The 19502-nt window shown below is 66.8% G+C and carries 17 protein-coding genes and 1 riboswitch; of the genes, 11 read left to right on the top strand and 6 right to left on the bottom strand.

Features of this window, described 5'->3' with window-relative positions:
* Positions 1 to 154 precede the first annotated feature (154 nt).
* Together ftsZ and lpxC are read left to right on the top strand one after the other, a co-directional pair.
* A complete protein-coding gene (gene ftsZ / locus C1924_RS03280) occupies positions 155 to 1390 on the top strand; it encodes a cell division protein FtsZ (RefSeq protein ID WP_079220635.1) in 1236 nt (411 codons plus the stop codon).
* A gap of 184 nt (positions 1391 to 1574) precedes the next feature.
* Positions 1575 to 2486 (top strand): UDP-3-O-acyl-N-acetylglucosamine deacetylase, encoded by a 912-nt coding sequence (lpxC, locus tag C1924_RS03285; protein WP_079220636.1) that lies wholly within the window; start codon positions 1575 to 1577, stop codon positions 2484 to 2486.
* Positions 2487 to 2768: 282 nt separating this feature from the next.
* Here the strand turns inward: lpxC and C1924_RS03290 are convergent, their stop codons facing one another.
* Complete coding sequence (locus tag C1924_RS03290) at positions 2769 to 3218, bottom strand: DUF721 domain-containing protein (RefSeq protein WP_108764063.1); 450 nt, start codon at positions 3216 to 3218, stop codon at positions 2769 to 2771.
* 12 nt (positions 3219 to 3230) lie between these two features.
* On the opposite strand from C1924_RS03290, the gene C1924_RS03295 reads away from it, so the two are divergent.
* From C1924_RS03295 to C1924_RS03305, 3 genes are all read left to right on the top strand, one after another.
* On the top strand, positions 3231 to 4184 hold the full coding sequence (locus C1924_RS03295; RefSeq protein WP_108764064.1) for a M23 family metallopeptidase: 954 nt from the start codon (positions 3231 to 3233) through the stop codon (positions 4182 to 4184).
* A gap of 260 nt (positions 4185 to 4444) precedes the next feature.
* Positions 4445 to 7177 (top strand): preprotein translocase subunit SecA, encoded by a 2733-nt coding sequence (gene secA / locus C1924_RS03300; RefSeq protein WP_108764065.1) that lies wholly within the window; start codon positions 4445 to 4447, stop codon positions 7175 to 7177.
* 101 nt (positions 7178 to 7278) lie between these two features.
* A complete protein-coding gene (locus C1924_RS03305; RefSeq protein WP_108764066.1) occupies positions 7279 to 8232 on the top strand; it encodes a Nudix family hydrolase in 954 nt (317 codons plus the stop codon).
* A gap of 43 nt (positions 8233 to 8275) precedes the next feature.
* On the opposite strand, the gene C1924_RS03310 is transcribed toward C1924_RS03305, so the two are convergent.
* Both C1924_RS03310 and metF read right to left on the bottom strand, forming a co-directional pair.
* Positions 8276 to 8857 carry a DUF4124 domain-containing protein gene (locus C1924_RS03310; protein ID WP_108764067.1) on the bottom strand — a complete coding sequence of 194 codons (582 nt, stop codon included), beginning with the start codon at positions 8855 to 8857 and terminating at the stop codon, positions 8276 to 8278.
* Positions 8858 to 8898: 41 nt separating this feature from the next.
* Positions 8899 to 9726 (bottom strand): methylenetetrahydrofolate reductase [NAD(P)H], encoded by an 828-nt coding sequence (gene metF, locus C1924_RS03315; RefSeq protein ID WP_108764068.1) that lies wholly within the window; start codon positions 9724 to 9726, stop codon positions 8899 to 8901.
* A gap of 202 nt (positions 9727 to 9928) precedes the next feature.
* Here metF and C1924_RS03320 point away from each other — a divergent pair, with 202 nt between their 5' ends.
* Genes C1924_RS03320 through C1924_RS03335 form a run of 4 tightly spaced genes read left to right on the top strand, consistent with a single transcriptional unit; the run spans position 9929 to position 13261 of the window.
* Positions 9929 to 10855 (top strand): alpha/beta hydrolase, encoded by a 927-nt coding sequence (locus tag C1924_RS03320; RefSeq protein ID WP_108764069.1) that lies wholly within the window; start codon positions 9929 to 9931, stop codon positions 10853 to 10855.
* Positions 10856 to 10881: 26 nt separating this feature from the next.
* Positions 10882 to 11928, top strand: a complete 1047-nt coding sequence (locus C1924_RS03325) for a histidine kinase (RefSeq protein ID WP_108764070.1) — start codon at positions 10882 to 10884, stop codon at positions 11926 to 11928.
* Positions 11925 to 12656, top strand: coding sequence for a LytTR family DNA-binding domain-containing protein (locus tag C1924_RS03330; RefSeq protein WP_108764071.1), 732 nt, complete (start codon positions 11925 to 11927; stop codon positions 12654 to 12656). Before C1924_RS03325 ends, C1924_RS03330 begins: the two co-directional genes overlap by 4 nt.
* A gap of 47 nt (positions 12657 to 12703) precedes the next feature.
* Entirely contained in the window at positions 12704 to 13261 is a 558-nt protein-coding gene (locus C1924_RS03335) for a DUF3228 family protein (RefSeq protein WP_108764072.1), read from the top strand.
* Between the two features lie 45 nt (positions 13262 to 13306).
* On the opposite strand, the gene C1924_RS03340 is transcribed toward C1924_RS03335, so the two are convergent.
* Positions 13307 to 13750, bottom strand: coding sequence for a hypothetical protein (locus tag C1924_RS03340; RefSeq protein ID WP_108764073.1), 444 nt, complete (start codon positions 13748 to 13750; stop codon positions 13307 to 13309).
* Positions 13750 to 14223 (bottom strand): Cys-tRNA(Pro) deacylase, encoded by a 474-nt coding sequence (gene ybaK, locus C1924_RS03345; protein ID WP_108764074.1) that lies wholly within the window; start codon positions 14221 to 14223, stop codon positions 13750 to 13752. The genes C1924_RS03340 and ybaK overlap by 1 nt, the downstream gene beginning before the upstream one ends.
* Before the next feature lie 98 nt (positions 14224 to 14321).
* Between ybaK and C1924_RS03350 the strand changes: the two genes are divergently transcribed.
* Entirely contained in the window at positions 14322 to 15077 is a 756-nt protein-coding gene (locus C1924_RS03350; RefSeq protein WP_108764075.1) for an energy transducer TonB, read from the top strand.
* 188 nt (positions 15078 to 15265) lie between these two features.
* Here C1924_RS03350 and ahcY read toward each other — a convergent pair whose 3' ends face one another.
* Entirely contained in the window at positions 15266 to 16711 is a 1446-nt protein-coding gene (gene ahcY, locus C1924_RS03355) for an adenosylhomocysteinase (RefSeq protein WP_108764076.1), read from the bottom strand.
* A 36-nt stretch (positions 16712 to 16747) separates the two neighbouring features.
* Positions 16748 to 16831: riboswitch (S-adenosyl-L-homocysteine riboswitch) on the bottom strand.
* Between the two features lie 125 nt (positions 16832 to 16956).
* On the opposite strand from ahcY, the gene C1924_RS03360 reads away from it, so the two are divergent.
* Complete coding sequence (locus C1924_RS03360) at positions 16957 to 19467, top strand: prolyl oligopeptidase family serine peptidase (RefSeq protein WP_108764077.1); 2511 nt, start codon at positions 16957 to 16959, stop codon at positions 19465 to 19467.
* The last annotated feature ends 35 nt before the right edge of the window (positions 19468 to 19502 follow it).

Below are 19502 nucleotides of genomic sequence, written 5' to 3' on the forward strand. Positions count from 1 at the left end.
CCTGCAATACCCGGGCCTGCCCGGTTGCATTACCGGCAACAAGACGCAACAACGCAACACACAACCCACACAGCCGCATCGGCAACATGACGCGCAAAGGCAGGAGGCCTGAACGCCCATGCCACCGACAAGCGGATACAACGAGGACACGGACATGGCGCATTTTGAACTGATCGAAAAGATGGCACCCAATGCGGTGATCAAGGTGGTTGGCGTGGGCGGCGGCGGCGGCAATGCCGTGGCGCACATGGTCAACTCGGCAGTGGATGGTGTGGAATTCATCACCGCCAACACCGACTCGCAGGCCATCAAGAATTGCGGTGCCAAGCTGCAGCTGCAGCTGGGTACCAACGTGACCAAGGGCCTGGGCGCAGGCGCGAACCCGGAAGTCGGCCGCCAGGCCGCGCTGGAAGACCGTGAGCGCATCATGGACGCCCTGCAGGGCGCGGACATGGTGTTCATCACCGCCGGCATGGGCGGCGGCACCGGCACCGGCGCTGCACCGGTGGTGGCGCAGCTGGCCAAGGAAATGGGCATCCTGACCGTGGCCGTGGTCACCAAGCCGTTCCCGTTTGAAGGCCGTCGCCGCATGCAGGTGGCGCTGAAGGGCATCGAGGAACTGAGCCAGCACTGCGACTCGCTGATCACCATTCCGAACGAAAAGCTGATCACCGTGCTGGGCCGCAACGCGACCATGATCCAGGCCTTCCGTGCCGCCAACGACGTGCTGCAGGGCGCCGTGCAGGGCATCGCCGATCTGATCGTGCGTCCGGGCCTGATCAACGTCGACTTTGCCGACGTGCGCACCGTCATGTCTGAAATGGGCCTGGCGATGATGGGTACCGGCACCGCCCGTGGCGATGACCGTGCCCAGGCCGCCGCCGAAGCCGCCATCCAGAACCCGCTGCTGGACGACGTGAACCTGGCCGGTGCCAACGGCATCCTGGTCAACATCACCGCCGGTGCCGACTTCACCATGGCCGAGTTCGACGAGATCGGCCGCACCATCGACGGCTTCGCTTCCGAAGACGCCACCGTGGTGGTGGGTACTGTGCTCGACCCGGACATGCAGGACGAAGTGCGCGTGACCGTGGTGGCCACCGGCCTGAACCGCGTGTCGGCCAGCAAGAGCCAGCGCCCGGGCGAACGCGCGCCGATCAAGCTGGTCCGCAACGCCACCACCGGCCAGCCGGAGTTCGGCGACTTCGACAACGGCGGCGACGCGGTGTCCAAGGCAGTGGGCGGCATGGGCCTGGGCCTGCGTCGTGCCAGCAGTGACAGCGTGGCCGCTTCGACCCCGTCGGCGCCGGCTTCCTCGGCGCCGGCATCGGCCGAGCTGCCCAACGATTACCTGGACATCCCGGCCTTCCTGCGCCGCCAGGCGGACTGAGCGGAGCCTCCCGGGGCTTGTCCCCCCCGGGTAGCGCCACCATGTCCTGAAAATGCGGGCGCCGGGCCAGGATGGGCCCGGCGGCCCTGCTTGACGTGTGTCCCACCGGCAGCCTTCAAAGGCGTTTCAGCCGGGGTATGGGACCCTGCGTGTTAATCTAGCGTGTCACTTCCGGTCTACCCCCATGATCCAGCAACGCACCCTCAAGAACACGATCCGCGCCACCGGCGTTGGCCTGCACAGCGGTGACAAGGTCTACATGACCCTGCGCCCGGCACCGGTCAACCATGGCATCGTGTTCCGGCGCGTGGATCTGGACCCGGTGGTGGAAGTGCCGGCCAAGGCCGAGCTGGTCACCGAAGTGACCCTGTGCACCGGCCTGACCTGCAACGACGCCAAGATCCAGACCGTCGAACACCTGATGTCGGCGCTGGCCGGCCTGGGTGTGGACAACATCATCGTCGAACTGTCCTCGGCCGAGCTGCCGATCATGGACGGTTCGTCCGGCCCGTTCGTGTTCCTGCTGCAGTCGGCAGGCATCGTGGAACAAGATGCGCCCAAGCGCTTCATCCGCGTGCTGAAGACCGTGGAAGTGACCGAGGGCGACAAGGTGGCCCGCTTCACCCCGTACGAAGGGTACAAGCTGGGCTTCACCATCCAGTTCGACCACCCGATGATCCCGGCCAAGCAGTCGCGCCAGGAAATCGAGTTCTCCACGATGGCCTACACCAAGGAAATCTCCCGCGCGCGTACCTTCGGTTTCATGCGTGACCTGGAGTACATGCGCGAGCGCAACCTGGGCCTGGGCGGTTCGATGGACAACGCCATCGTGCTGGACGAGTTCCGCGTGCTCAACGAAGACGGCCTGCGCTACGCCGACGAATTCGTGCGCCACAAGATCCTCGATGCGATCGGCGATCTGTATCTGGCCGGCGGCCAGGTGCTGGGCGCCTACGAAGGCTTCAAGTCCGGCCATGCGCTCAACAACAAGCTGGTCCGCGCGCTGATGGCCGACGCCACCGCGTGGGAGTGGGTGACCTACGAGTCGCCGACGGCCGAGGATCCGGTGGTGTACGCGGTTCCCGCTTACGCCTGACCGCCGCAGGTTGTTGAAATAAAAACAGAAAACGCCGCCTTCCAGGGCGGCGTTGTCGTTTCCGGGCGCGGCGGGCTGAATGGCGCAGCGCGTGACGCGACTGTCGGTTCCGGATCACGGTTTTGTGAACCAGAGCGCGGGAAAGCCTGAACATAACGATTATTTAACAACAATCTAACGACTCGACCACTCCGGGCGGCTAGGATGCGACCCGGCCCCCGAAAATGTTTCACGCTGCGGTGACACGCGCGACGGGGATCGGAGCTGGATGCTCCGTTGTTCTCAGGACCCGTGCTTCGGTTTGACCGGGGCATCCTGCAGGGCCGCCAAGGCGTCGCGTAGCCCTTTGTGCGTGGCGGCTGAAACTGCGTGGGGGCCATTCCGGTTGTCGTGCGCTGGGGAGCGCGTGGGAGTGGGAGACGCAGTCTTGATGGTCACCTTGGTGGCCTTCAGCCCGATGGACCGGGCCGCGTCGAGCAACTGGGCTTCGGCAAGCCGCACCTTGGCATGCCAGACCGGGGATTCGACGAGAAAAACGAGGTGTTCCCCGTCCACATTGGCCAGCCGGCAACGGTTGCGCAACGCGGGCGGTAACTGGGGGCGCAACTGACGGTCCAGCGCGTCGAGCCACAAGGCACGACGCAGAGGGTTCCCGCTTTTGTCCGCCATCACTGCATCCAGCGCCGGTTTCGGCCTGGTCGCGGGACGAACGCTGGATTTCGGCTCAGACATGAAAACTCACTGATGGCATTCAAAAAGATCGTAATCAAAACGCGTGAAGGGCAGGCCAAATCGCCGATCGCGCGTTTGCGGTTCTATTTCGAGGACCGCCCCCGCGCCCTGCTGGGCAGCGTGCTCGGGGTAGGCTGCATTATCGGCCTTGCCGGTGGCTTTGGCGCCAGCGCGCTGAACGACTCGCGCCTGCAGGCCAAGGTCGACCGCCAGGAAGCGGAACTGGCCAAGGTCCAGCGCGATGCGCAGACCCAGGTCAACGCACTGGCCGCCCGGCTGGGCGAGCTGCAGGCACAGGCCACCCGCCTGAACGCCCTCGGCGAGCGCCTGACCCAGATGGGCAAGCTGGAAGACGGCGAGTTCGACTTCAACGAGACCCCCGGCCTGGGTGACGGCGATGCCGGCGGCCCGACCGCGGACATCCCGGTGAAGGACGTCAACGCCGACTTACAGGTGCTGGAGCAGCGCTTTGCTGCTTCAGGCCGCCAGTTGTCGGTGATGGAATCGCTGATGTTCGACCACCAGCTGCAGCAGAACGCCGTGCCCTCGCGCATGCCGATCCGCAACACCTACATCACGTCCAGCTTCGGCACCCGTGCCGATCCGTTCGGTCGCGGTGCCGCCACCCACAAGGGCATGGACTTCCACGCCCGCGTCGGCGACCCGGTGATGTCCGTGGCCGATGGCGTGGTCAGCTTCGCCGGCGTGAAGGGCGGCTACGGCAACGTGGTCGACGTCGACCATGGCAACGGCTATGTCACCCGCTATGCGCACAACTCGCGCCTGGTGGTGAAGGTCGGTGACCTGGTCCGTGCCGGCCAGGAAGTGGCCAAGGCCGGTTCAACCGGCCGCTCGACCGGTGCCCACGTGCACTTCGAGGTGTGGGAAAACGGCAACGTGGTCAACCCGCGCAAGTTCCTGGGTGACGGCGGCAACACGCCGGTCGGCCGCATCAGCCGCGGCTGAACCCAGCGCCGGGGTCAGAGCCCTTTCGCCGTGGCGAAAGGGATCCGACCCCGATCCGCCGGACCCGCCCGGGGGCGGATCCCTTCCGCAACGCGGAAGGGCTCTGACCCCATCGCCGAAGGGTTGAAACCCCTCATGCCCGTCCCAAGCTACAATGGGTGTTGCCATCGACAGGGCGCCAGGCGCCCTGTTTCGTTTGCGGCGGACGGATCCCCAGGGGGACGACCGGGCCGCTGTGTCCATCCAACCCGGTTCCTTCAATGATCAACAGCCTGCTTACCCGCGTATTTGGCAGTCGTAACGAACGACAGCTGCGCCAGCTCAACCGCATCGTCGCCAAGATCAATGCGCTGGAGCCGGAGATCGAGAAGCTTTCCGACGAGCAGCTGCAGGCCAAGACGCCGGAGTTCAAGCAGCGCATCGCCGGTGGTGAAGCCCTGGACAAGGTGCTGCCGGAAGCCTTCGCGGTCTGCCGCGAAGCCGGCCGCCGCGTGCTGGGCATGCGCCACTACGACGTGCAGCTGATCGGCGGCATGGTGCTTCACCTGGGCAAGATCGCAGAAATGCGCACCGGTGAAGGCAAGACCCTGGTGGCGACCCTGCCGGTGTACCTGAACGCGCTGGAAGGCAAGGGCGTGCATGTGGTCACCGTCAACGACTACCTGGCCCGCCGCGACGCCGCCCAGATGGGCAAGCTGTACAACTGGCTGGGCCTGAGCGTGGGCGTGGTCTACCCGGGCATGCCGCACAGCGACAAGCGCGAAGCCTATGCCTCGGACATCACCTACGGCACCAACAACGAATTCGGTTTCGACTACCTGCGCGACAACATGGCGCTGTCCAAGGCCGACCGCTACCAGCGCGGCCTGCACTACGCCATCGTCGACGAAGTCGACTCCATCCTGATCGACGAAGCGCGTACCCCGCTGATCATCTCCGGCCCGGCCGACGATTCCCCGGAGCTGTACATCCGCGTCAACCGCGTCGTGCCGAACCTGGTCAAGCAGGAAGCGGAAGACGGCGAGGGCGATTTCTGGGTCGATGAGAAGGGCAAGCAGGTGCACCTGTCCGAAGCGGGCATGGAGCATGCCGAGCAGCTGCTGGTGGACGCCGGCATCCTCGACAGCGAGACCGAGGGCCTGTACGCGCCGCAGAACCTGACCGTGGTCCACCACCTCAACGCCGCCCTGCGCGCGCACGCCATCTACCAGCGTGACGTGGACTACATCGTGCGCGATGGCGAAGTGGTCATCGTCGATGAGTTCACCGGCCGCACCCTGGCCGGCCGCCGCTGGTCCGACGGCCTGCACCAGGCGGTGGAAGCGAAGGAAGGCGTGCCGGTCCAGCGCGAGAACCAGACGCTGGCCAGCATCACCTTCCAGAACCTGTTCCGCATGTACAAGAAGCTGTCCGGCATGACCGGTACGGCTGATACCGAAGCGTTCGAGTTCCAGAGCATCTACGGCCTGGAAGTGGTGGTCATCCCGACCAATCGCCCGACCATCCGCAAGGACAGCCCGGACCAGGTGTTCCTCAACCGCAAGGGCAAGTTCAATGCGGTGCTGGCCGACATCGAAGAGTGCGCCAAGCGCGGCCAGCCGGTGCTGGTGGGTACCACCTCGATCGAAACCTCGGAAATGCTGTCCGAGCACCTGAGCAAGGCCGGCGTGAAGCACGAAGTGCTCAACGCCAAGCAGCACGACCGCGAAGCGACCATCGTCGCCAACGCCGGTCGTCCGGCCGCCGTGACCATCGCCACCAACATGGCCGGCCGTGGTACCGACATCGTGCTGGGCGGTTCGCTGGAAGCGGAAATCCACGCCCTGGGCGAGGACGCGACCGACGAGCAGAAGGCTGCGGTCAAGGCCGAATGGCAGAAGCGCCATGACGCGGTGAAGGCCGCCGGCGGCCTGCACATCGTGGGTACCGAGCGCCATGAATCGCGCCGTATCGACAACCAGCTGCGTGGCCGTTCGGGCCGCCAGGGTGATCCGGGTTCGTCCCGCTTCTACCTGTCGCTGGAAGACAACCTGATGCGCATCTTCGCCTCCGACTGGGTGCAGAAGGCCATGCGCATGATGGGCATGAAGGAAGACGACGTCATCGAGGACCGCCTGGTCAGCCGCCAGATCGAAAAGGCGCAGCGCAAGGTCGAGGCCCACAACTTCGACATCCGCAAGAACCTGCTGGACTTCGACGACGTCAACAACGACCAGCGCAAGGTGATCTACGCCCAGCGTGATGAACTGCTGGACGCCGAATCGGTGAAGGACAACGTCGATGGCATCCGCGACGACGTGATCTTCGACATCGTCGCCCGCTTCGTGCCGCCGAACTCGGTGGACGAACAGTGGGACCTGCGTGGCCTGGAAGCGACCCTGGAGTCGGATTTCGGCCTGCAGATGTCGCTGGTGGACCTGGTCAAGTCGCACGAGGAACTGGACGCCGAAGGCATCGCTGCCAAGGTGCAGGAACGCATCAACCAGCACTTCGCCGAGAAGGAAGCCGGCGTGGGCGAGGAAACCATGCGTGCGCTGGAAAAGCACGTGATGCTGACCGTGCTCGACCAGAGCTGGAAGGAACACCTGGCCCGCATGGACTACCTGCGCCAGGGCATCTACCTGCGCGGTTACGCGCAGAAGCAGCCCAAGCAGGAGTACAAGAAGGAAGCCTTCGAGCTGTTCTCGGACATGCTGGAGAACGTCAAGCGCGAAGTAGTGACCCTGCTGGCCCGCGTGCGCATCCGCAGCGATGAGGAAGTGCAGGCGCTGGAAGCGGCCGAACGGCAGCAGGTGGAAGCCCGCCTGAGCCAGTCGCAGTTCCAGCACCAGGATGCCGGCAGCTACAGCGCCGACGAGGAAGCCGCGCAGGTGGAGGCCGCCCAGCAGGGTGTGTCGCCGCTGCAGCGTGACGAGCCGAAGATCGGCCGCAACGATCCGTGCCCCTGCGGCAGTGGCAAGAAGTACAAGCACTGCCACGGCCAGCTGAGCTGACCCCGGAAGCCCCGCGAAAGCGGGGCTTCTTCGTTGTGGGCGAGGGCGCGGGCCCGCTGCCGGCATTGCGCCGGGCCCGGTCGATTCGGCATTCTGCCCCCATGCCTTCCCCGAAACGATCGATCCATGTCGTGGCCGGCGTCATTACTGACGTCCGTGGCCGTGTGCTGCTCAACCGCCGTACCGAAAACCGCGACATGGCCGGCCTGTGGGAATTCCCCGGCGGCAAGCGCGAGGCGGGCGAGAGTTCCGAACAGGCGCTGGTGCGTGAACTGCGCGAGGAGCTCGGCATCGAGGCCGAGATCGGCGAGTGGATCATGGACGTGCCGCAGCACTACCCGGACAAGCACCTCACCCTGGAAGTGCGGCATATCCGCAGCTGGAAGGGCACCCCGCGCGGGCGCGAGGGCCAGGCCATCACCTGGGTGGCCGCGGACAAGCTGGGCCGCTATTCGATGCCGCCGGCCGACCTGCCGGTGGTGGCCGCGTTGCGCCAGCCCGACCGCTACCTGATCACGCCCGCGCCTGACGCGGGCGAAACCGGCGTACAGCGCTGGCAGGAGCAGCTGCAGCGGGCAGTGGCTGCGGGCCAGCAGCGCATCCAGCTGCGGCTGCCGGCCGCGCATCCGCAGCGGCAGGTGCTGATCGAGCAGGCGCTGCAGGCGCACCGGCAGGGCGTGCAGTGGCTGCTCAACCGCGATATCGACCTGGCCCGTGCACTGGGCGTGGGCGTGCACCTGGGCAGCGAACAGCTGCTGCAGCTGTCGCAGCGGCCGCTGCCCGAAGGCCAACTGGTAGCCGCGTCCTGCCACGACCTGCAGCAGCTGCAGGCCGCGCAGCAGCTGGGCTGCGACTTCGCGGTGCTGGGCCCGGTGCAGGCCACCGCCAGCCATCCCGAGGCTACGCCGCTGGGCTGGGATGCCTTCGCCGCGCTGCGCGCCCAGGTATCGCTGCCGATCTACGCGCTGGGCGGGCTGGATGCCGGCCAGGTCAGCCAGGCCCGCCGCCACGGCGGCCAGGGCATCGCCGCGATCCGCGGCCTGTGGCCGGCGTGATGCACGCCCCGTCAGTAGATCCACGCCATGCGTGGATGCGACCTTACAAGGTGATCCAGAAACACCCGTACTGCCGCCGCAGCCCCAGCACCGTCGCCGCGCGCGTCGCACTGCCCGGCAGGGTCTGTTCCAGGCGCAGGCCCACCGGATGCCGTGGTGCAGTCGTCTCAGGGGCGGTTCCCTGCGCAGCAGCGCTCTGACCCTCGACCACCGGCATCTCGACGTCCTGCTGCGGATACACCGGCACCACGTCCACCAGCGGCCGCCGCACCACCGATTCCAGCTGGCCCAGGATGCGCTGTGCCCCGGCGTCGGAGACCGCGCTCCACAGGTACAGCGTGGACAGCCGGTTGACGTCCTGGGTGTTGACCGCGTCGTGCAGGGCCTGCACCAGCTCGCTCAGGCGGCGCGGGCAGCTGGCGCCCAGGCTGTCGCGCTGCAGGGTGCTGCCGGCCGGTGGCGGCGGCGGGCGCCGCGACTGCGCGCCCAGGCTGTCACAGGGGCGGTCGGTGTAGACGCTCTGGCCCTGCGCATCGGTGCAGCGGTTCAAGCGGGTGGATTGGGCGTGGGCATCGACGCTCGTGGCGGACAGCAGCACCAGCAGCAGGGACAGGACAGCTTTCATGCCCGACAGGGTAGCGTCGAACGTGATGACGCGGCGTGCTTTCAGGCATCCAGCAGCGCCAGCACCGACACGGTCGGCTTGGCCAGATTCAGCGTGTAGAAGTGCAGGCCCGGCGCGCCGCCCTCCACCAGGCGCTGGCACAACCTGGCCACCACTTCGGCACCGAAGGCGCGTACCGACGCACTGTCATCGCCATAGGCCAGCATCTTCCGGCTGATCCAGCGCGGGATCTCGGCGCCGCACTGTTCGGAAAAGCGGCGCAGCTGGCTGAAGTTGGCGATCGGCATGATGCCCGGGGTGATCGGCACCTGCACGCCCAGCGCCCGCACTTCATCGACGAAGTGGAAGTAAGCATCGGCGTTGTAGAAGTACTGGGTGATGGCGGCATCGGCGCCGGCATCGATCTTCGCCTTGAAGTGCTTCAGGTCGGTCAACGCATCCGGCGCCTGCGGATGGGTTTCCGGGTAGGCGCCGACTTCGATGTGGAAGGCATCGCCATGCTCGGCGCGGATGAATTCGATCAATTCGGCGGCATAGCGCATGTCGCCGGGAAACCCCATGCCCGAAGGCAGGTCGCCGCGCAGGGCGACGATCCGGCGGCAGCCGATGGCACGGTACAGCTTGAGCAGTTCGCGGATCTCCTGCCGGGTGCCACCCACGCACGACAGGTGCGGTGCCGCCTCGAAGCCGTGGTGCTGCTTGAGGTGGCGCACGGTTTCGGAGGTGTAGCTCAGGGTCGAGCCGCCCGCACCGAAGGTACAGGACACGTATTCGGGCGCGTAGGTCTTCAACCGGGCAGCAGCACGGTCCAGCTGGCCACGCTGCTCATCGGTCTTGGGCGGGTAGAACTCGAAGCTGATGGCGGTCATGGCACGGGCGGTGACGGCGGGTGTATTCGAGTATATCGCTCCATCAAGATGGATGTGAAGCGTTGCGACGTGAAGAGGTGGCCCAGCGCAGCGACCGTTCACCCGCTGCAGCGGCCGTTGCTCCGGAAGTGCACCCGGCCGGCGCGCAGGGCCGCCACGCTGGCGTCATACCCCACGCACCCGTCCCTGGAGGAACCACGCGATGAAGATGATGCTGGCGCTGTATTACGCGATGAAGGCCCTGGCCCGGATGGCCATGCTGGGCATGGCGATGGCTGTCCTCGGTTCGGGCCCGGCCCATGCCGCGACGCCTGCCGGCAGCGGCACGGTGCAGGTGGAGGTGGTCGGCCGTGGTCGCGCGCTGCTGATGATTCCCGGCCTGAACAGCAGCGCCGACGTCTGGCGCGAGACCTGCCTGGCGCTGAAGGACGTGCAGTGCCATCTGGTGCAGTTGCCCGGCTTTGCCGGCGCCCGTGCGGCCGATCCGCGCCCGGCGGACTTCCTGTCGTCGATGCGTGACCAGCTGCTGGCCTATGTGCACGACCACGCGATCGATCATCCAGCGGTGATTGGCCACAGTCTGGGCGGTGTGCTGGCGCTGCAGATGGCAGTGAAGGAGCCGCAGGCACTGGGGCCGCTGGTCATCGTCGACGCGGTGCCGTTCTACGCGGGCATGCAGAACCCGCAGGCCACCGCGCAGAGCGTGCGGCCCATGGCGGAGCAGCTGCGTGCGTCGATGCTGGCCGCAGATCCGGCCAGCTACCAGGCACAGGCCGATGCCGCACTGGGCCCGATGACCGCCACCCCCGCGCGCCTGCCCGAACTGAAGCGCTGGGGCCGCGACAGTGATCGCGCCACCACCGCCGATGCGATGTACTCGGTGATGGTGACTGACCTGCGCGGCGAGGTGGCCGCCATCCGCGCGCCCACCCTGGTGCTGGGCGCGTGGGCGTCCTACCAGGCGTTCGGTGCGACCGAGGCGTCGGCGCGCGCGATCTTCCAGTCGCAGTACGCCGCGCTGCCCGGCGTGCGCATCGAACTGAGCGCGACCGGCCACCACTTCCTGATGTGGGATGATCCGCAGTGGCTGCGTGGGCAGGTGCAGGCGTTCCTGGACAGCCACCGCTGATCCTTCCTTCATTGGCCGCCACTGCCATGCACGCATCCACATCCACTCTGCGCTTCTGGTTGGTCAACACTTTCGGCTGGGCGTTGTTCTGCGTGCTCAGCCTGGCCACGACCGGCGCGTTCGCGGGCGGTGCCGGCAGTGGTGGCACGCTGATCAGCGTCGGCCTGGCCGTGCTGCTGTATGGCATCAGCGGCGGCGTGCGCGCGCTGGCGCTGCGCTGGCACTGGTGGCGGCTGGACCTGGGCGCGCTGGTGCTGCGGCTGGCGCTGGCGGTGCTGCTGGGCGCGGCGCTGGCCCAGCTGTTGCTGACCGCCGTGCTGCAGCCGGCGCTGGCGATGGGATGGGTGGATTTCGGCGGCCGATCAGGTGATTTCCGCCTGGTCGCGCGCCTGCTCTACTGGCTCAACACCGTGGTGATACTGGGGCTGTGGACCGCGCTGTGGGCCGGTCTGCACGGCCTGCGCAGTGCGCGCCAGGCCGAACTGGCGCGCCTGCGTGCGGAAGCAGAGCGCAGTGCGCTGGAACGCGATGCGCTGCGGGCGCGCTTGAACCCCCACTTCATGTTCAATGCGCTGAACAACCTGCGCGCGCTGATCCTGGAAGACCCCGAGCGTGCACGCGACATGGTGACCCGCTTGTCGCGCACGTTGCGGCAGGCGCTGGCACACAACCGCCGCGAACCGGTGAGCCTTGCCGACGAGCTGGCCGTGGTCGACGACTACCTGGCCATCGAGGCGATCCACTTCGAGCAGCGGTTGCAGGTGCGCCAGCACATCGATGCCGACGCGATGCAGGCGCGGCTGCCGGCGATGGCGTTGCAGCTGCTGGTGGAGAATGCGATCAAGCATGGCATCGCCTGCCGTGCCGGAGGCGGCGAGGTGCATATCGCCGCGAGTCTGCAGGGCGACGTGCTGCGGCTGCAGGTGGACAACCCGCTGGGCAGCACCAGCGAACCGACCGATGGGCATGGCGTGGGGCTGGCGTATCTGCGGGCACAGCTGGGCACACGCGGGCGGTTTACCCTGCAGCCTGACGGCGAGCGGATGCGGGCCCTGCTGGAGATCATGCAATGAGTGCGCTGTTGCGGGTACTGATCGTTGACGATGCGCGGCTGGCGCGGCAGGAACTGCAGACGCTGCTGGCAGCGCTGCCGTGGGTGGAGTGCGTGGGCGAAGCCGATGACGTGGCGGCGGCGCGCCAGGCCATCGACCAGCTGAAACCGGACCTGGTGCTGCTGGATGTGCAGATGCCGTCCGGCAGCGGTTTCGACGTGCTGGAGGGACTGGATGCCGTACCGGCGGTGGTGTTCGTTACCGCCTATGACGCCTATGCCGTGCGTGCCTTCCAGGCCAACGCGCTGGATTACCTGGTGAAGCCGGTGGAAGCGCCGCGGTTGCTGGAAGCACTGCAGCGCGCCCGCCCTCCGCAGGCGGAAGAGGGTGGGATCACCGCAACACGCAGTGCGCTGGCGGTGCAGGACCAGGTATTCGTGCGCGACGGTGAACGCTGCTGGTTCGTGGCCGTGGGAGAGATCCGCCGGCTGGTGGTGGATGGCAACTACACCCGCCTGTGGTTCCGCGACCAGAACGCGTTGCTGGCACGCAGTCTGAGCGCACTGGAAGCACGCCTGCCCGCGGAGCTGTTCTTACGGGCCAACCGCAATACGCTGGTGAACCTGCGGCGGATCCGCGCGGTCAGCCCCAGCGTGGGAGATGGTTACGACCTGACGCTGGATGACGGCAGCGAGGTGGAAGTCTCACGCCGGCAGGCACGTGAGCTGCGTGAGCGGATGGCGCTGTAGCTGACCGCAGCGGTTACCCTGTGCGCCAGATACTCCAACCACACGCCATGTCCATCGTCCTCACCGATTTCGCCCGCCCCCGCCTGTTCCCGCGCGTGCCGCGCGCCAACACCATCCAGGACGTCAGCGCCGAGCAGTTCCAGGCGCACCTCAACGCGCATGCGCCGCTGAAGGTACTCGATGGTTACGCGCCGTTCTGCAAGCTGTTCGTGTACGACAACTGGACCAGCACGCGCTGCCTGACCGTGCCGGTGACCGAGGCCAACCGCCACCTGCTGCGCAGCGGCTACGAAGCGCGCAACCGCGAGGAGCTGCCGGTGCTGGTGCGCTGGTTCGAGGGCGTGGAATCGCCGCGCGCGAACTATCTTGTTGTGATCCTGTACAGCGCCGAGCAGCTGGCGAAGGAAGGCTCGCCGATCGACGCGGACTGGGGCATCGTCGGCTGCATCTACACCGCCGAACCGGAAGAGGTGCCGATGGCGCCCATCACCATGATGCGCAATGCGCTGGGTGTGGAGGAGGGCGGTTCCGGCGTCCCGCTGGACAGGGAGGCTTACCAGCGCGCGGTGCAGTTCTGGGAAAACAACGCCAACTGGCGGCCGTGAACCATTGGCCCCAGTAGATCCACGCCATGCGTGGATGATCTTCCGTCAGGCGGTCTTCCACTCCCACCACGGGTAATGGTATTCGCGGTCGGTCGCTTCCCAGCGTTGGCCGCACTGCGTGCAGGCGACGTAGTGGCATTCGCCCCAGCCGTCCTCAGCGTCGCCTACCGAAAGCAGCTGCATATGCCCCTGTGCGATCAGCTTGCGGGGATCGAAGAACAGATACGTCGGCGCAAGCGCGCACAGGCAGCCGGTCCGTGCCTGCCAGTAGCGCAGGCGTTGCAGCGCCGCCTGCAGATGCACTTGGTTGGCCAGCAGGGCGCCGCCGAGCGTCACCCCGGCGCAGGCCCGTTCGATACGATCGGCGTGCGGCGCCAGTGCGTTCAGCAGTGTGTGGTCGAACGTCACCGCCACCCGGCACGCCGAGGCATGGATGCGTGTGGCATCGCCACTCAGCAGGTCCTGCAGCAGAGCGTCGGGCTCATCCATCAGCGTGGCTTGCCGATGGACGCGTAGTGGCCTGCGGTCAGGCGCAGCAGGTCGGCCGGTGCCAGTTCCACTTCCAGGCCGCGGCGGCCTGCGCTGACGTGCAGCGTTGGCAGCGCCTGCGCGCTGGCATCGAGGAAGCTGCGCAGGCGCTTCTTCTGGCCGAGCGGACTGATGCCACCGACCAGGTAGCCGGTGGCGCGCTGGGCGGCATCGGCCGCAGCCATCTCGCACTTCTTGCAGCCGGCGGCTTCGGCCAGTGCCTTCAGGTCCAGCTGGCCGGCCACCGGCACGATCGCCACCAGCAATTCGTGGGTTTCGGTGCTGGCCAGCAGGGTCTTGAATACCTGCGCCGGGTCCAGGCCGAGTTTCTCCACGGCTTCGCCACCGTAGGACTCGGCGTGTGCGTCGTGCACGTAGCTGCGCACGGTGTGGGCGATCTTCTCGCGCTTGAGCAGGTTGATGGCGGGCGTCATGGAGGCATCGTAGCGCGTGGTGCATGGCTTGCCTTGACTGAGGCTATTGCCGAAAAGCATCCACGCATGGCGTGGATCTACTACCCCGGCATCCACGCATGGCGTGGATCTACTACCCCGGCATCCACGCATGGCGTGGATCTATCCCCTGCCTCCACGCATGGCGTGGACCTACGCCAGCGGCCGCTGCCCGCATTGGCGCGTACGTGGCAGACTGGGCGCAACAGGACACCGCACAGGGGAGTGGCGTGGCATATCAGAGGATGATCGCGGCAGGTGTGCTTGCCGGCATGATGGTGGCTGCCGGGCCAGCGCTGGCCGATGAAGGTCGTTGCACGCGTGGAAAAGCCGTGCGCGATCTCATCGATGCCGGCATGGTGTCAATGGCCTCGCACCGCAAGGGTGACCAGTGCCGTTTCACCGGGGTGGGGTCGGATATCCAGGCAACCTGGCGGCAGGCTTTGTTCCTCTCTGCGCTGGCAGGCAACTGTCGCGGTATCGCGATGGACGTGGATCCCAGGCAGCACACCCGCTTGGGCATCCGCGTGCCGGAGCGCTGCCTGGTCGACACCGATGCGAAGGATGCGCCACCGGTGGATTGGTGGCCGCTGTCGTCGCCTCCGCCCAGATATCCGCAGGAAGCCTTCAGCCAGGGCATGAAGGGCACAACCGTCATCCTGATGGTGATCAACCGCGAGGGTCGGGTTACCGGGAAGATGATTGCCGGGTCCAGTGGCCATGCCGTGCTGGACCAGGCGGCCCTCAACGCAGTTTCGAGCTGGACGTTCACCAGCAAGCGCAGCGATCCGCCGGAGGTCAGCCTGGTCAGGATTCCGATCAACTTCGATTTCTGAGCACGCGCGGTGCGGCTCATCCGCGAGCACTCGCGGCACTGTGCGGGCAGGGGGCAGAGCCCTTTCCTGTGGAAAGGGATCCGACCCCGGAACGGGGTGCGGCAAACGCAGAACGGGCGCCCGAAGGCGCCCGTTCCGTGTGTCGCATGCACCGGTAGTGCCGGCCGCTGGCCGGCACCCCGCAGGCATCAGTAGCGGTAGTGGTCCGGCTTGAACGGGCCTTCCACCGGCACGCCGATGTAGTCGGCCTGTTCCTGGGTCAGAGTGGTCAGCTTCACGCCGATCTTTTCCAGGTGCAGGCGGGCGACTTCTTCGTCCAGGTGCTTGGGCAGCAGGTAGACCTTCTTCTCGTAGCTGTCCTTGTTGGCCCACAGGTCGATCTGGGCCAGGGTCTGGTTGGCGAACGAGTTGGACATCACGAAGCTCGGGTGGCCGGTGGCGCAGCCCAGGTTCACCAGGCGGCCCTCGGCCAGCAGGAAGATCGCGTTGCCGTTCGGGAAGATGTACTTGTCCACCTGCGGCTTGATGTTCACGTGCTGCACGCCCGGGAACGCCACCAGTGCATCGACCTGGATCTCGTTGTCGAAGTGGCCGATGTTGCAGACGATGGCCTGGTCCTTCATCGCGCTCAGGTGTTCGATGCGGATGATGTCCTTGTTGCCGGTGGTGGTGACGTACAGGTCGGCACGGCCCAGGGTCGATTCGATGGTGTTGACTTCATAGCCTTCCATCGCCGCCTGCAGGGCGCAGATCGGGTCGATCTCGGTGACGATGACGCGCGCACCGTAGGCACGCAGCGAGGCTGCGCAGCCCTTGCCGACGTCGCCGTAGCCGCAGACCACCGCCACCTTGCCGGCAAGCATCACGTCCATCGCGCGCTTCAGGCCATCGGCCAGCGATTCGCGGCAGCCGTACAGGTTGTCGAACTTGCTCTTGGTGACCGAGTCGTTGACGTTGATCGCCGGGATCAGCAGGGTGCCGGCCTGGGCCAGCTGGTACAGGCGGTGCACGCCGGTGGTGGTCTCTTCGGAGACGCCCTTCCAGTCCTTCACCACGCGGCCCCAGTAACCCGGGCGCTCGACGGCCACGCGCTTGAGCAGGTTCTTGATGACCTGTTCTTCGTGCGAGGAAGACGCGGTGTTGACCCAGTCGCTGCCGTTTTCCAGTTCGTAGCCCTTGTGGATCAGCAGGGTGACGTCACCGCCGTCGTCCACCACCAGCTCCGGGCCGGTCAGGGTGCCGTCGGCCAGGGTGAAGGTCAGCGCGTCCAGGGTGCAGTCCCAGTACTCTTCCAGGGTTTCGCCCTTCCAGGCGAACACCGGGGTGCCGGTGGCGGCGATGGCCGCAGCGGCGTGGTCCTGGGTCGAGAAGATGTTGCAGGAGGCCCAGCGCACGTCGGCGCCGATATCCTTCAGGGTCTCGATCAGCACCGCGGTCTGGATGGTCATGTGCAGCGAGCCGGTCACGCGCACGCCCTTCAGCGGCAGGCTGGTGGCGTGCTTGCGGCGGATCGACATCAGGCCCGGCATCTCGTGCTCGGCGATGTCCAGTTCCTTGCGGCCCCAGTCGGCCAGGGTGATGTCGCGGATCTTGTAGTCACCTTCGGTGGAGAAGGTCTTGGCAACAGCGTTCATGCAGTAGCTCCGGTTGTGGGCGAGCGGGTACTCGCATCTAGCCGGGCGCCGTTGTTACAAAGCCACCTTACCGAGCCTGGCCGGGCCTCATGGGTTCCGGTCGCAGCGCCCCTCGGCAGGGGAGAACGCCCAGTATATCGCGGCCCCGGGGGGGGAACCGGAGCGACCCAACCATCGGCAGATGGGGTGCGGGTCGGTGCCTGTTAAGGTCGAAGGTCTTCACGCATCCAAAAACAGGACGAACGATGAGCAAGCACGCGCGCCGCAGCCGGCGCTGGACCGGCCTGGTGCTGTCCATGGCCCTGCTGGCGGTGGTTCCGCAGGCCTGGTCGGCCGACTCCCCGCAGGTGGCCGCGGCCAAGGGCGAGACCGGCTACGAACTGCCGTCGGCCGCGCTGCAGGCGGTGGTCGATGCGCCGCGTGCGCCTGGCCTGTTCCTGTCGCCGCGCCGCGATGTGGCCGCCCTGATGCAGATGCCGCCGCTGCCGTCCATCCAGGTGGTGGCGCAGCCGGAACTGAAGCTGGCTGGCATCCGCATCAATCCGCGCACGTTCTCCGACAGCCGCTTCAGCTTCGGCCAGAAGCTGTGGCTGATGAACGTGGCCGACGGCAAGGAACGGCAGATCAGCGGCCTGCCGCCGCAGTTGTCGATCGCCGGCCTGGCCTGGTCGCCCGACCAGAAGTGGCTGGCCTTCAACCAGGTGGACGCCGCCAGCGGCGCCAATGAGCTGTGGCTGGTGGACGTGGCCAATGCCAGTGCGCGCCGCCTGCGGACCGGCCTCAACACCGTGTTCGGTGACGGCTACCAGTGGCTGCCCGACAGCCGCGGCCTGATCGTGATGACCCGTGTGGCCAACGCGGGTGATCCGCCGCCGGCCGATGGCATTCCTATCGGCCCGGCCGTGCAGCAGACCGGCAAGAGCAGTGGCGTGGTGTCCATCCGCACCTACCAGGACCTGCTGAAGAACGAAGCCGACGCGCGCCTGTTCGACTACTACGCGCGTGCGCAGCCGGTGCAGGTCGGCCTCGACGGGCAGTCCCGCGCCATCGGCATGGCCGGCATCTACCTCGGCCTGTCCGCCTCGCCGGACGGCAACTACCTGCTCAGCCAGACCGTGCAGCGCCCGTATTCCTACGTGGTGCCGGTGGGCAGCTTCCCGCGCCGCATCGACGTACTGGACCGCAATGGCCAGCTCGCCCACAGCGTGGCATCGCGCCCGCTGGTGGAAGGGCTGCCGACCGGCAACGATGCCGAGGTGACCGGCGTGCGTGATATCAGCTGGCGTGCCGATGCACCGGCCACCCTGGTCTGGGCCGAAGCGCAGGACGGTGGTGACCCGAACCGCGAGGCCAAGGTGCGCGACGCCGTGTTCATGCAGGCCGCGCCGTTCGAGACGCCGCCGGTGACCTTGGCCCAGCTGGGCAGCCGCTTTGGTGGCATCACCTGGGGCCGGGGTGATCTGGCGCTGCTCAGCGAATCGTGGTGGAAGACGCGCAGGACCAAGACCTGGCGCATTGCCCCGGACGATGCGACGCAGTCGCCGCAGCTGCTGTGGGACCGTGACGCACAGGACCGTTACAACGACCCGGGCCGTGCCGGCGTGGTGCGCGACGTCAACGGCCGCAGCCGCCTGCAGACCACCGCCGATGGCCGCAGCATCTTCCTGTACGGCCAGGGTGCATCGCCGGAAGGCGACCGTCCCTTCATCGACCGCTTCGACATCGAAAGCCGCACGGCTACCCGCCTGTTCCATTCGCAGGCACCGGCGTATTCGGCGCCGGTCGCGCTGCTGGACCAGGAAGGCACCTCGCTGCTGCTGACCCGCGAAAGCCCGGACGAGCCGACCAACTTCTACGTGCAGTCGCTGGCCCAGGCCGATGCCGCGCCGCGCGCGCTGACCCACTTTGCCCACCCGCTGCCGCAGCTGAAGGGCGTGCAGAAGGAACAGATCCGCTACAAGCGTGCCGATGGCGTGGACCTGACCGCCACGCTGCTGCTGCCGCCGGGCTATGACCCCAAGCGCGATGGCCCGCGGCCGCTGCTGATGTGGGCCTACCCGGGTGAGTTCAAGAGCGCCGCGGCTGCCAGCCAGGTGACCGACTCGCCGTACCGCTTCAACGCGATCAGCTACTGGGGCCCGCAGGCGTTCCTGGCCAAGGGCTACGTGGTGCTGGCCAGCCCGACCATGCCGATCATCGGCGAGGGTGACAAGGAGCCCAACGACACCTACATCGAACAGCTGGTGGCCAATGCACAGGCAGCGGTGGACGAAGTGGTGCGCCGTGGCGTGACCGACCGCGAGCACATCGCCATCGGTGGCCATTCCTATGGTGCGTTCATGACCGCCAACCTGCTGGCGCACAGCCGCCTGTTCAAGGCGGGTATCGCCCGCAGCGGTGCCTACAACCGCTCGCTTACCCCGTTCGGGTTCCAGGCCGAGGAGCGCAACTACTGGCAGGCGCAGGACGTCTACCAGAAGATGGCGCCGTTCAATTACGCCGACAGGATCAAGGATCCGATCCTCTTCATCCACGGTGTGGACGACAACAACTCCGGCACGTTCCCGATCCAGAGCGAGCGCATGTTCGCTGCGGTGAAGGGCCTGGGTGGCACGGCGCGGCTGGTGATGCTGCCGAACGAATCTCACGCCTACCGTGCGCGCGAGTCGATCATGACCATGCTGGCCGAGAGCGAGCGCTGGCTGGAACAGACCATTGGCCCGGCAGAGCAGGGCAAAGCGAAGAAGAAGCGCTGATCCGCGCGCCAAGATGGCGGCTCCTGCAATGGGGG

It is taken from the genome of Stenotrophomonas sp. ESTM1D_MKCIP4_1, from assembly GCF_003086895.1.
Classification (GTDB): Bacteria; Pseudomonadota; Gammaproteobacteria; order Xanthomonadales; family Xanthomonadaceae; genus Stenotrophomonas.